This is a genomic window from Streptomyces sp. NPDC056835 (genome assembly GCF_042789485.1).
In the GTDB taxonomy this organism is placed as follows: domain Bacteria; phylum Actinomycetota; class Actinomycetes; order Streptomycetales; family Streptomycetaceae; genus Streptomyces.
This window is the reverse complement of sequence record NZ_JBHUBB010000050.1, coordinates 14423-27878: the sequence shown is the minus strand read 5'-3', so window position 1 is coordinate 27878 and position 13456 is coordinate 14423. Positions and strand designations below refer to the sequence as shown.

Annotated in this window: 8 protein-coding genes; 4 read left to right on the top strand and 4 right to left on the bottom strand. The window is 69.9% G+C overall.

Going from position 1 to position 13456, the window contains the following annotated elements; all coding sequences use genetic code 11:
• Window positions 1–131: 131 nt before the first annotated feature.
• Complete coding sequence (locus tag ACFRMN_RS35930; protein WP_383028056.1) at window positions 132–5171, bottom strand: NAD-glutamate dehydrogenase; 5040 nt, start codon at window positions 5169–5171, stop codon at window positions 132–134.
• 560 nt (window positions 5172–5731) lie between these two features.
• On the opposite strand from ACFRMN_RS35930, the gene ACFRMN_RS35925 reads away from it, so the two are divergent.
• The gene (locus ACFRMN_RS35925) at window positions 5732–6298 is read left to right on the top strand and encodes a DJ-1/PfpI family protein (RefSeq protein ID WP_383028053.1); all 567 of its coding nucleotides are present in this window, start codon (window positions 5732–5734) and stop codon (window positions 6296–6298) included.
• Between the two features lie 129 nt (window positions 6299–6427).
• Here ACFRMN_RS35925 and ACFRMN_RS35920 read toward each other — a convergent pair whose 3' ends face one another.
• On the bottom strand, window positions 6428–7099 hold the full coding sequence (locus tag ACFRMN_RS35920) for an HAD family hydrolase (RefSeq protein ID WP_383028050.1): 672 nt from the start codon (window positions 7097–7099) through the stop codon (window positions 6428–6430).
• A gap of 86 nt (window positions 7100–7185) precedes the next feature.
• Window positions 7186–7692, bottom strand: a complete 507-nt coding sequence (locus tag ACFRMN_RS35915) for a DUF6912 family protein (protein ID WP_383028047.1) — start codon at window positions 7690–7692, stop codon at window positions 7186–7188.
• A gap of 291 nt (window positions 7693–7983) precedes the next feature.
• On the opposite strand from ACFRMN_RS35915, the gene ACFRMN_RS35910 reads away from it, so the two are divergent.
• Window positions 7984–8457, top strand: a complete 474-nt coding sequence (locus ACFRMN_RS35910; protein ID WP_383028044.1) for an Rv3235 family protein — start codon at window positions 7984–7986, stop codon at window positions 8455–8457.
• An 80-nt stretch (window positions 8458–8537) separates the two neighbouring features.
• Here ACFRMN_RS35910 and secA read toward each other — a convergent pair whose 3' ends face one another.
• On the bottom strand, window positions 8538–11366 hold the full coding sequence (gene secA, locus ACFRMN_RS35905; RefSeq protein WP_383028042.1) for a preprotein translocase subunit SecA: 2829 nt from the start codon (window positions 11364–11366) through the stop codon (window positions 8538–8540).
• Between the two features lie 240 nt (window positions 11367–11606).
• Between secA and ACFRMN_RS35900 the strand changes: the two genes are divergently transcribed.
• Window positions 11607–12197 (top strand): GNAT family N-acetyltransferase, encoded by a 591-nt coding sequence (locus ACFRMN_RS35900; RefSeq protein WP_383028039.1) that lies wholly within the window; start codon window positions 11607–11609, stop codon window positions 12195–12197.
• Window positions 12198–12227: 30 nt separating this feature from the next.
• Window positions 12228–13433 carry a winged helix-turn-helix domain-containing protein gene (locus ACFRMN_RS35895; protein WP_383028036.1) on the top strand — a complete coding sequence of 402 codons (1206 nt, stop codon included), beginning with the start codon at window positions 12228–12230 and terminating at the stop codon, window positions 13431–13433.
• Window positions 13434–13456 lie beyond the last annotated feature (23 nt).

The window sequence follows — 13456 nt, the reverse complement described above, 5'->3', positions numbered from 1 at the left end:
CCTGTCAGCTCTCTCGTTGCGGCGTGGGGGGGGGTGGGTCGGCCGGCCGCAATGCTGCGCGGGGGCGCCCGCCCGGGGCGCGGGGGCGCCCGGCCCGTGGCGCGCGGGCCGCCCCTCCCCCTTCATACCGCTCAGCTGTGCGTACGCAGCAGCGTGCGCATCGTCCGCATCGCGACCGACAGATTCGCCAGATCGAACGCGTCCGATCCCTGGATCTCCTCCAGCGTGGCGCGCGAACGGCCGAGGATCGCCGCGTTCTTCTGCTCCCACGCGTTGAAGCGTTCCTCGGGCGTCGAGTCGCCGTCGCCCACGGCCAGCACGTCCGCCGTCAGCCCGGCGTGCGCCGCGTACAGGTCCTCGCGGATGGAGGCGCGGGCCATGGACTGCCAGCGGTCGGCCCGCGGCAGCTCCACGATCCGGTCCATCAGCCGGCTGATCCGCAGCCGGTCACCGAGGTCGTAGTACACCTCGGCGACGGAGAGTGGGTCCTGGTCCGTACGGTCCGCGATCGCCACGATGTCGAGCGTCGGGAAGGCGGATGAGAAGCTCGCCACCCGCAGGGCCAGCTCCTCCGGTACCCCGGCTTCGGTCAGCTCCGCCAGGATCCGCTGGTACCACTCCAGCTCCGCGCCGCGCAGCATCGGGGGCAACTGCGCCCAGACCCGCTCGACTCTCGCGGCGAAGAACTCGATGGTCCCGGCGATCTCCAGCGGCTGCGGCCGGTTGCCCAGCAGCCAGCGCGTACCGCGCTCGACCAGCCGGCGCGAGTGCAGCCTGATCCGGGTCTGGACGTCGGCCGCGACCTGGTTGTCCAGCGCCTCGACGGCGTCCCAGACGGCGTTCAGCCCGAAGATCTCCCGGGCCGCCGCCTGGGCCCGTACGATCTCCTCGGTCGACGCCCCGGTCTCCTCCCGCAGCCGGTGCAGGAAGGTCGAACCACCGGTGTTGACGGTGTCGTTGACCAGTACCGTCGTCACGATCTCACGGCGCAGCGCGTGCGTGTCGATCTGCTCGGCGAACTTCTCCCGCAGTGCCCGCGGGAAGTACGCGTGCAGCAGTTTGCGCAGGAAAGGGTCGTCGGGCAGCTCCGTGTGGATCAGCTCCTCCGCCGCCGTGATCTTGGTGTAGGCGAGCAGCACGGCCAGTTCGGGCTGGGACAGGCCCCTGCCCGCGTTGAGGAGTTCACGGATCTGCCGGTCGCTGGGCAGGAACTCCAGCGCCCTGTCGAGATGTCCGTCGCGCGCCAGTCGGCGCATGAACCGCTGGTGGGCGTGGAGCAGGGACGGCGCCTGGGACACGGCGTTGGCGAGCGCGGTGTTCTGCGCGTAGTTGTTGCGCAGCACCAGCGCGCCGACCTCGTCGGTCATCGCGGCGAGCAGGGTGTTGCGCTGCTTGACGGTCATGTCGCCGTCGGTGACCAGGCTGTTGAGCAGGATCTTGATGTTCACCTCGTGGTCGGAGGTGTCGACGCCCGCGCTGTTGTCGATGGCGTCGGTGTTGACCTTGCCGCCCTCGCCGCCGGCGCCGCGCCTGGCGAACTCGATACGGCCGAGCTGGGTCAGCCCCAGGTTGCCGCCCTCGCCGACGGCCTTGACCCGCAGGTCCTCGCCGTTGACGCGGATCGCGTCGTTGGCCTTGTCGCCGACATCGGCGTCCGTCTCGGTGGAGGCCTTCACATACGTACCGATGCCGCCGTTCCACAGCAGGTCCACCGGGGCCTGGAGGATCGCCTTCATCAGCTCGGCGGGCGTCAGCTTGGAAACACCGGGCTCGATGCCGAGCGCTTCCCGTACATGCGCGTTGACGGCGATCGACTTGGCCGTACGGGGGTGGATTCCGCCGCCCTGCGACAGCAGCCCCTTGTCGTAGTCGGCCCACGACGAGCGCGGCAGCTCGAACAGCCGGCGGCGCTCGGCGTACGAGGTGGCCGCGTCCGGGTGCGGGTCGAGGAAGATATGCCGGTGGTCGAAGGCCGCGACCAGCCGGATGTGCTCGGAGAGCAGCATGCCGTTGCCGAACACGTCACCGGACATGTCACCGACGCCGACGACCGTGAAGTCCTCGGTCTGGGTGTCATGGCCGAGCTCGCGGAAGTGCCGCTTGACGGACTCCCAGGCGCCGCGCGCCGTGATGCCCATGCCCTTGTGGTCGTAGCCCGCGCTGCCGCCGGAGGCGAAGGCGTCCCCGAGCCAGAAGTGGTAGGCGACCGCGACGTCATTGGCGATGTCGGAGAAGCTTGCCGTGCCCTTGTCTGCGGCGACGACGAGATAGGTGTCGTCCTCGTCGTGCCTGACCACATCGGCCGGCGGCACGACCTCGCCCGCCACCATGTTGTCCGTGATGTCGAGCAGCGCCGAGATGAAGATCTTGTACGAGGCGATGCCCTCGGCGAGCCAGGCGTCCCGGTCCGCCGCCGGGTCGGGCAGCTGCTTGGCGACGAAGCCGCCCTTGGCGCCGACCGGCACGATCACGGTGTTCTTGACCATCTGCGCCTTGACCAGGCCAAGGATCTCCGTACGGAAGTCCTCGCGCCGGTCGGACCAGCGCAGACCGCCGCGGGCGACCTTGCCGAAGCGCAGATGGACGCCCTCGACACGCGGGGAGTACACCCAGATCTCGTACGCCGGGCGGGGCGCGGGCAGATCGGGGATGGCCTGCGGGTCGAACTTCATCGACACATAGCTGTGGTGCTCGCCCGCGGCGGTCCCCGGGCCCTGCCGGCCCTTCTTGCCGTCGCCCTCGCCGGCGTGCTGGAAGAAGTTGGTCCGCAGCGTGGCCTTGATGAGGGTGAGGAAGGACCTGAGGATGCGGTCCTCGTCCAGGCTCGCGACCTGGTCAAGGGCGCCGTCCAGCTCCTCCAGCATCGCTTCCGTCAGCTCCGTGCCGGCGCGCTGGCGGCCCGGCGACATCCTGGCCTCGAAGAGGGAGACCAGCAGCCGGGTGGTGTGGACATTGCTGCGGAGGGTGTCCTCCATGTAGTCCTGGCTGAAGGTCGAGCCGGACTGGCGCAGGTACTTGGCGTAGGCGCGCAGCACCATCGCCTGCCGCCAGTCAAGACCGGCCCGCAGGACGAGGGAGTTGAAGCCGTCGTTCTCCGCGGCCCCGGTCCAGACGGCCGCGAAGGCGTCCTGGAAGCGCTGACGGTCGTCCTCGGTGAGATAGTCGCCCGCGCCGCCCTGGGGTAGCCGCAGGCCGAAGTCGTAGATCCAGGCGTGGGTACGGTCCGAGCAGCGCAGCTCGTACGGGCGCTCGTCGACGACCTCGACACCGAGCCGCTGGAGCACCGGCAGGACGGCGGAGAGGGAGACCTGCTCGCCCGAGCGGTAGATCTTGAAGCGGCGCTCGCCGGGGGCCGCGCCGACCGGCTCGTACAGGGAGAGCGCGAAGTCCGACCCCGCCTCGGCCCTGGTGACCGCCTCCAGATGGGCCAGGTCGGCGACGGCGGCGCGCGGGGAGTGGTCGGCCTTGTAGCCCTCGGGGAAGGCGGAGCCGTACCTGCGCAGCAGTTCGGCGGCGCGCTCCTCACCGCACTCGGCGGTCAGCGCCTCGCCGAAGGCGTCGGCCCAGGAGCGGGCGGCCTCGACGAGCCGGGCCTCGATCCGCTCGGTGTCGGCGTCGGTGAGCTTCGCCAGCTGCGTGCCCCGGGGGACGCGGACGACGAAGTGCAGCCGGGAGAGGATCGATTCTGTGTTCCACGCGGTGAAGTCGACGCTGGTCCCGCCCAGTTCCTCCTTGAGGATCTCGACCAGCCGGAGCCGGACGCCCGTGGTGTAACGGTCGCGCGGCAGATAGACGAGAGCGGAGTAGTAGCGTCCGTACTCGTCCTGGCGCAGGTAGAGCCGCAGCCGCCTGCGCTCCTGGAGATACAGCACGCTGGTGACAATCGAGCGGAGTTCGTCGACGGGCGTCTGGAACAGCTCGTCGCGCGGGTAGGTCTCCAGGATCTGGAGCAGATCGCGGCCGTCGTGGCTGTTGGGCGAGAGGCCCGCGTTCTCCAGGACCTCGGCGACCTTGCGGCGGATCACCGGGACCCGGCGGACTGACTCGGTGTACGCGGCCGAGGAGAACAGCCCGAGGAAGCGCCGCTCGCCGACGACATTGCCCTTGGCGTCGAACTTCTTGACCCCGACGTAGTCGAGATAGCCCGACCGGTGGACCGTGGCGCGGCTGTTGGCCTTGGTGAGGACGAGCAGCTTGTGCTCGCGCGCCTTGGCGCGGGCGTCGGCGGGCAGCCGGCTGAAGGACGGGCTGACCGGGTGGTCCTCGTTGCCGGTGTGCGCCGGGTCGGAACGCAGTATGCCGAGTCCGGTGCCGGGCACGGCGGAGAGGGCGTCACTGTCCGTCAGCTGATACTCGCGGTAGCCGAGGAAGGTGAAGTGGTCGGCGGCGAGCCAGCGCAGCAGCTCCCTGGCCTCCTCGACCTCCTGGTCGCGCAGATCGTCGGCGGTCGGCTCGCTGGGCAGCTCCTCGGCGATGCGCAGCGCGGCTTCCCGCATCTTCTCCCAGTCCTCGACGGTCTCGCGGACATCGGAGAGGACCCGCAGCAGGTCGGAGGTCATCTGCTGGAGATCGGCCTGGTCGGTCTCGCGGTCGACCTCGACATGGATCCAGGACTCGATGAAGACGTCGTGCCGGGGCTCCGCGGCGGTGACCGCCTCTTCGGGCAGCACCTCGATCAGCCTGCCGGTGACATCGCGCCGTACGGCGATCTGGGGATGGATCACGGCGTGGATGCCGCGGCCCTGACGCGAGAGCTCATTGGTGACGGAGTCGACCAGGAACGGCATGTCGTCGGTGACGACCTCGACCACGGAGTGGCGGCAGGTCCAGCCGTTCTCCTCGACGGTCGGGGTGTGCACCCGTACGCTCGCCGTCCCCTGAGGGCGGTTTCCGGCCAGCCGGTAGTGCGAGAGCGCCGCACCGACGATGTCGACCGGGTCACGGTCGGCCAGGTCCTCGGGAGCGGTGTGCAGGTAGTAGCGCTGGAGGTAGGCGAGAAGGCCGTCCCGGTCGGGACCGTCCCCCTCGCCCGCGCTGCGGGATCCGGCCGAGGCCTCGTCCTCCTGGGGGCCGGCCCCCAGCCCCCCGGTTCCCCCCACCGGGCTGTTCTCAGCGGCCCGAGCCGCCTGTTCGAGCAGCTCGGCCTTGGCTTCGTCCAGCTTGGTCTGCATGTCCTCTGGCTCCTGTCGCGCGCCGTTGCGTGACGTAGGTGAAGGAAGCGACACAACGCCACGACGCGGGGTTTCCGGTCTGAGTCGACGTTATGCCGCGATGAGAGATGTCCGGGGCGTTATTTGCCAATTTTGGCAGCCGGCCCGGATCAAGGGCCTGTCCTGGAGGGACCGGTCCCGGGGGACCAGCGATCGCCCGGACGCTGTGGCGCTCCGGGCGCAAGCGGGGGGCTTCGCTGCCCCCACGGCATATCGCGCTGATCACGGGCACCAGGCTATCGCCCTTGACCGGGGCGCCGTCATGGGCCGCATGTGTACAAATACGGGGTACCAACTTTGACACTCTGGACAGCGACACGGACGCATGTCGGCAGCTCACGGCCGCGCGTGACCGCCTACGCCACTCACGGCCGCTCACGGCCGCTCACGGCCGTGCGCTCACGGCACAGAACCCTCGCCGACGCGCCCTCGCCGACGCGTGCCGACCGGGACGACACTGGTCCACAGGACGACACTGATCGACAGATGGACAGACCGACACACTCTCTCCGGGAGCAGTCATGGCAGCCAAGGTTCTGATCGTCACCGGCGACGCCGCCGAGTCGCTGGAAGTGCTCTACCCGTACCAGCGTCTGCGCGAGGAGGGATACGAGGTCCATATCGCCGCTCCGACCCGTAAGAAGCTCCAGTTCGTGGTCCATGACTTCGAGCCCGGTTTCGACACCTACACCGAGAAGCCCGGCTACACCTGGCCCGCCGATCTGGCCTTCGCCGAGGTCGACGCGGGGCAGTACGCCGCTCTGGTCATCCCGGGCGGCCGCGCCCCCGAGTATCTGCGGGGCGATCCGGAGCTGCGCAAGATCCTCAAGTCCTTCTTCGACGCCGACAAACCCGTCGCCCAGATCTGCCACGGGCCGCTGCTGACGGCCGCGATCGGTGAGCTGGCCGGCCGCCGGGTCACGGCCTATCCGGCCCTGGAGCTGGACATGCAGGCGGCCGGGGCCACCTTCCAGGACACGGAGGCGGTGGTGGACGGCACACTCGTCTCGTCCCGCGCCTGGCCCGACCACCCGGCCTGGATGCGTGAATTCCTCACCGTTCTGCGCGCGAAGGCGCCGGTGACCTGACCGGCGAAGCCCCGGTGAACCGGGGGTGCGCCCGGGGCTCCCGGGCGCACCCCCGGCCGAGTCCCCCGACCGTCCCCGCCGTCCCCGCCGTCCCCGCCGTCCCCGCCGGTCGCACCGGTCGCACCGGTGTCAGGACGTCAGACGCCGCGCCGTGTCGACCGCCTCCGCGAGGGTGTCCACCACCGGTACGCCCACCGCCTCCAGGCTGGCCCGGCTGTTCGAGCCCCCCGTGTAGAGCACGGCACGCGCGCCCACATGAGCCGCCGCCAGCGCGTCGTCGACCGCGTCACCGATCACCACCGTCCGCTCGGCGGATATCGCGCCCTCCGACGCCAGCGCGGTCAGATGGCGCTCCATGTGCACCGCCTTGCTGCCGCCGGACGGGCCCGTCCGGCCGTCGACGCGGAGGAAGTGGCGCTCGATCCCGTACCCCCGCACCACCGGAACCAGCTGCTCATGCCCGTACATGCTCAGGAGCGACTGGCTGTCCCCGGCCAGCCGCCACTGCGACAGCAGTTCCTCGACGCCCTCCGTGAGCCCGCAGCCGGTCCGCCGGTCCGTGTAGTGACGGTGGAAGGTCTCGTCCATGACGGCCCACTCGGCGTCGCTCGGCAGGCGGCCCATCAGCCGCTCGTAGAACTTCGGGATCGGGACGCAGTACAGCTCGCGGTAGGTGTCCAGCGTGATGGACTCCAGCCCTATCTCCGCGAAGGCGGCGTTGGTCGCCCCAATGACTGCCTCGATGTCGTCGAGAATGGTGCCGTTCCAGTCCCAGACCAGATGCGTGTTCTGCTTCCCCATGCCGAAAACGGTACCGGCCGGGTCTGACAACGAACCTGGCGGAGCCCCTGTGGGCCGCCACCGGCCGGTCGGCGCCGGCCGACCGGTCATCCGATCAGGTTCGGGATCTCCTGGACGCCGTACCAAAGCAGCTCGTGGTCCTCCGCGCCGTCCACCGTGAACCGCGCGTCGTCGTCCCCGTGGTCCGCCGCGCCCAGCGCCGCCGCCGCGGCCGACACATCGGCGTCCGCCTCGTCGGAGTCGACATGCACCGCGGCCGCCTTCGACAGCGCGATCGGGTCGGCGATCCGCACCTCGCCGAGGCCCGCGTCGTCCAGCCCGCGGTCGGGATCCGACACGGCTTCCCTGTCCGGCACGTCGGCCGCCACGACCACCCTGCGGCGTCCGGCCACCGGATCGGCGGCGAGCAGCCGGAGCGAGGCGGCCGCGGCGCGGTTGAGGGCCGCGTACTCCAGCTCCTCGATGTCGTCGGACACGTACCACTCGCGCAGCCCGGGAGTCACGGCGTACGCGGTCAGTGGCCCCGGTCCCAGCTCACCCGTCTTGTGCGCCTCTGCGAGACCGGGAAGGGTCAGGGGGACGTAGACGCGCATGGCTGGCCGCTTTCGTAGTCGGGAGAGCACCTTAGAGGCCGCTAAGGATACGTGCGGTAGTCCCTCTTCGGGGTGACGCTCATGGCTGCCCCAGGCGTCCACCGAGAACCGCGCGCCACCCCTCCGCCGGGCCGGGTGTCGTCCGCCCGTCACCCGGATAGGTGACTTCGGCGCCGGGCGATCCCTGTCCGCACCGGCCTTGCGGGGGTCCCCCAAGGGCCCGTAAAAGATCCCCCAACAGAAGTTACCGGCCGGTATCCGAACCGGCCGGGCAGAACGGGGGCGATCTGCGTGAACAGGACCGGTACCACCAATCCGACCGGCACGACGAGGACCAGGACCACCGCCGCCGCGAGGCCGCCCGGCCGTCGCGACCAGCGCGGGCCCGGCGCCGTAAGCCCGCCGCGGCGCCCGCACCTCCCGCCGCCGCACGAACTCTTCGCGGAGCGCCTGCTCGCTGTCCTCAGCGGCCACCGCCCCGTGCACTGGATGCTCGGCCAGACCATCGGCGAGGCGTACGAACAGCTCGTCCGGCTCGCGCCCGGCACCCCGCTCAGGGCGCGGGGCGCCCGTCCCGTCATCCGCACCTGCCGTGCCTTCCAGCCGCGCCCGGGAGCGGTCGAGGCCGCCGCCAGCATCTCCGCGGGCGATCAGGTCCGCGCCATGGCCTTCCGGCTGGAACAGGGCGCCGACCTGCGCTGGCGCTGCGCGGCGGTCGAGCTCGGCGGAGAACGGACCGGGGAACGGAGCGGAGAACGGATCTGACAGCGCACATGAGGGCGGGCCGGGGCGCGCACTCATCGTGCGCCCCGGCCCGCCCTCACTCATACCTACATCTCGCCTGGCTACTTCTTGCGGCGACGCCCGCCGCTCGTGCCCTTCTGGGCCTTACGGCGCTCGGCACGCGTCATCCCGTCCGACGTGGACCGTGTCGGCCCCTCGGCGCTCTGGAAGTCGCCCTCGACGATGCCGCCCTCGCCGTCCACCGTGGGAGCGGAGAAGTGCAGCCGGTCGGGCCGCTGCGGGGCTTCGAGGCCCTTCGCGCGGATCTCCGGACGGGGAGCGCCCGCGGGCACCGCGTCGTCCTTCTTCGCCAGCGAGGGACGCTCGGCCGCGTCCTGCACAGGGACCTCCTCGACCTGCTGCTCGACCTGGACCTCCAGGTTGAACAGATAGCCGACGGACTCCTCCTTGATGCCGTCCATCATGGCGTTGAACATGTCGAAGCCCTCGCGCTGGTACTCGACCAGCGGGTCCTTCTGGGCCATGGCGCGCAGGCCGATGCCCTCCTGGAGGTAGTCCATCTCGTAGAGGTGCTCGCGCCACTTGCGGTCCAGGACGGACAGCACCACGCGCCGCTCCAGCTCGCGCATGATGTCCGAGCCGAGCTGGTTCTCGCGCTCCTCGTACTGGGCGTAGATGTCGTCCTTGACGGACTCCGCGATGAACTCGGCGGTGATCCCGGCGCGGTCGCCCGTCGCCTCCTCCAGCTCCTCCACCGTGATCTTCGTCGGGTAGAGCTGCTTGAAGGCTCCCCACAGCCGGTCGAGGTCCCACTCCTCGGCGAAGCCCTCGACGGTCTCCGCCTGGATGTACGCGTCGATCGTGTCGTCCATGAAGTGACGCACCTGCTCCTGAAGGTCCTCGCCCTCCAGGACACGGCGGCGCTCGCCATAGATGACCTCACGCTGCCGGTTGAGCACTTCGTCGTACTTCAGGACGTTCTTACGCGTCTCGAAGTTCTGCTGCTCGACCTGGGACTGGGCGGAGGCGATGGCGCGCGTCACCATCTTGTTCTCGATCGGGACGTCGTCCGGAACGTTGGCCATGGCCATCACGCGCTCGACCATCTGCGCCTTGAACAGCCGCATCAGGTCGTCGCCGAGGGAGAGATAGAAGCGGGACTCACCGGGGTCGCCCTGACGTCCGGACCGACCGCGCAGCTGGTTGTCGATACGGCGCGACTCGTGCCGCTCGGTGCCCAGGACGTACAGCCCGCCGAGGTCCTTGACCTCCTCGAACTCCGCCTTCACCGCCTGCTCGGCCTTCTCCAGCGCGGCCGGCAGGGCGGCGGCCCACTCCTCGACATGCTCGACGGGGTCCAGCCCGCGCTGGCGCAGCTCCGCCTCCGCGAGATCGTCGGGGTTGCCGCCGAGCTTGATGTCCGTACCGCGTCCCGCCATGTTCGTGGCGACGGTGACGGCGCCCTTGCGGCCGGCCTGGGCGACGATCGTCGCCTCCCGGTCGTGCTGCTTGGCGTTGAGCACCTCGTGCTGGACGCCGCGCTTGTTGAGCTGCTGCGAGAGGTACTCGGACTTCTCGACCGAGGTGGTGCCGACCAGGATCGGCTGCCCCTTCTCGTGCTTCTCCGCGATGTCGTCCACGACCGCCGCGAACTTGGCGACCTCGGTGCGGTAGATCAGGTCGGACTGGTCCATGCGGACCATCGGCCGGTTCGTCGGGATCGGCACGACGCCCAGCTTGTAGATCTGGTGGAACTCGGCGGCCTCGGTCATGGCCGTACCGGTCATGCCGGAGAGCTTGCCGTAGAGGCGGAAGAAGTTCTGCAGGGTGATCGTGGCAAGGGTCTGGTTCTCGTCCTTGATGTCCACCCCTTCCTTCGCCTCGATCGCCTGGTGCATGCCCTCGTTGTAACGGCGGCCGGCGAGGATACGGCCGGTGTGCTCGTCGACGATCATGACTTCGCCGTCGATGACGACATAGTCCTTGTCGTTCTTGAACAGTTCCTTGGCCTTGATGGCGTTGTTCAGATAACCGACGAGCGGGGTGTTCACCGACTCGTACAGGTTATCGATGCCCAGCCAGTCCTCGACCTTGGACACACCGGGCTCATGAATGGCCACGGTGCGCTTCTTCTCGTCGACCTCGTAGTCGCCGGTCTCCTCGACGCCCTTGAGCGGGTTGCCCGCCTCGCCCCTGGTCAGCCGCGTGACCAGCTTGGCGAAGTCGCCGTACCACTTGGTGGCCTGGTCGGCGGGGCCGGAGATGATCAGCGGCGTACGGGCCTCGTCCACGAGGATCGAGTCGACCTCGTCGACGATGGCGTAGTTGTGACCGCGCTGGACCAGCTCCTCCTGGGACCACGCCATGTTGTCACGCAGGTAGTCGAACCCGAACTCGTTGTTCGTGCCGTACGTGATGTCGCAGGCGTACTGCTCACGGCGCTGCGCGGGCGACATGTTCGCCAGGATGCAGCCGACCTTGAGGTCCAGGAACTTGTGGACGCGGCCCATCATCTCGGAGTCGCGCTCGGCCAGGTAGTCGTTCACCGTGATCAGGTGGACGCCCTTGCCGGACAGCGCGTTCAGATACGCGGGCAGTGTGCCGACGAGGGTCTTGCCCTCACCGGTCTTCATCTCGGCGACATAGCCGAGGTGCAGGGCGGCGCCGCCCATCAGCTGCACGTCGTAGTGACGCTGGCCGAGGACGCGCTTGGCCGCCTCGCGGACGGTCGCGAAAGCCTCGGGGAGCAGGTCGTCAAGGCTCTCACCGTCGGCGTACCGCTCTTTGTACTCGGCGGTGAGCGCCCTCAACTCGGCGTCGGAGAGGGTTACGAAATCCTCTTCGATGGAGTTGACCTGGTCCGCGATGCGGTGCAGTTTGCGCAGGATCTTGCCTTCGCCTGCACGCATGAGCTTGTTGAAGACGGACACTGAGGTTGGTCTCCTTGCCGGTCGGGCCTGGCACGTGGGTCGGATACGGACACGGGCGCGGGCACGGCAGGCGGGCCCCACCGCAACGGCCATCGTAAGCGAGGACCCGCCCGCGCCGGGAGGGCCGAGGTCACGCGGGCCCGCCGATACCCGCAAGGAGAACGCGCGGGACCCGTGGAAGGTGCCGGTGAGACGGGAAAAGCACTCGTGCCGGGGGACTCCGCTCAGCAGAATCCGGGGATGGAACCTGTCACCCTCAGCACCGAGCGCCTGCTGCTGCGCACCCTCACGCCGGACGACATCGACGATGTCCTCGCGGTCTGCCAGGACCCCGAGATCCAGCGGTGGATCCCGATTCCCGCACCGTACGAGCGGCAGCACGCCGGGCACTTCATCGAGCGGATGGTCCCGGACGGCTGGCGTACGGCGACCATCTGCACCTTCGGTGTGGTGCCCCGGGGCGGGGGCCCGGTGATCGGCGCGGTCAACGCGCACTGCCAGTCGGGCACCTGGGAGATCGGCTACTGGACGGGGCGGGAGCACCGTGGCCGGGGCTATACGGCCGAAGCCGTGCGGGCGGTGGCCCACTGGGTCTTCACGGCGCTGGGCGCGCAGCGCCTGGAGTGGCGCGCCGAGGCCGGCAACGCGGGCTCGCGGGCCGTCGCGGAGAAGGCCGGTTTCGTGATGGAGGGCGTGCTGCGCGCCGCGCTGGTCCACAGGGACACGCTGCGGGACGTGTGGATAGGCGCGCTGCTCCCGTCCGATCTGGGGCTCCCGGGCGCCCACCCGTACCTGCCCTCCCAGGAGAGGAATGTGCCGGCGGGGTCCTGACTGTCAGTGCCGCCGTCTATCGTGCGGTTCATGACCACGATGCCGGCCGCCACCACCGAACTGTCCGCCGACGAGGCCCGCCGGATAGCGCTGCGCGCCCAGGGATTCCTCGGTGCGCCGGACCGGCGCGGCGGGGTGCGGGGCGTGCTGCGCCATCTCGGTGCCGTCCAGCTGGACACGATCTCGGTGCTGGCGCGGTCGCATGAACTGATTCCGTACGCGCGTCTGGGCGCCGTCGGCCGCAGGACGGTCGAGGACGCGTACTGGACCCCGGCCCCGGCCGGTACGTCAGGTACGTCACCGGCACAGCCGCACGCCTTCGAGTACTGGTCCCACGCGGCATGCATCCTGCCGATCGAGGAATGGCCGCACTTCGCCTTCCGCCGGCGCGCCTACCGCGCCCGCCCGCACTGGTACCACGAGCTGGCGGACGGCGCGTACGAGACGGTGATCAAGCAGTTGGAGTCCGAGGGCCCGCTGACCGCCACGGAGCTGGGCGGCGCCAAGAACGGCGGGCCGTGGTGGGACTGGTCCGAGGCGAAGGTCGCCGTCGAGCGCGCGCTCATGTACGGCGAGGTCGTCTGTACCGAGCGGCGCAGCTGGAAGCGGGTCTACGACCTCGCGGAGCGTGCCGTGCCCGATGAGTTCCTTCATGACGATCTGGACGACACGGAGTGTCTGCGCCGGCTCGTTCGGCTCGCGGGCCAGTCGCTCGGTGTCGGTACGCGCGCGGATATCGCCGATTACCACCGCCTCAAGGGCGAGCAGGTCGACGCCGTGATCGCGGAGTCCGGGCTGGTGCCGGTGACGGTCGAGGGCTGGGGGAAACCGGCCTGGGCCGATCCGGAGGCGCTGGCGACCACACCGAGGGGGCGGCACCGCACGACGCTGCTGTCGCCCTTCGACTCCCTCATCTGGGAGCGGGCCCGTACGGAGCGGATCTTCGGCTTCACCCACCGGCTGGAGGCGTACGTGCCCAAGCCCAAGAGGGTGTACGGCTACTTCGCGATGCCGCTGCTGTCCGGGGGAAAGCTGCTGGGCCGTGTCGACCCGGCACGCGAGGGGAAGACGCTGGTGGCTAAGCACGTGTCCCTGGAGACCCCCAGGGCCGTGGAACCGATGGCCCAGGCGCTGCGGGAGGCGGCGGAGTGGGTCGGCTGCTCGGACGTACGGGTGGAGCGGGTCGACGCGCCCGCGCTGCGCGGCCCGCTGGTGGACGCGCTCACCGCGCTCTGAGCTCTCTGAACGCCGCCCACCGG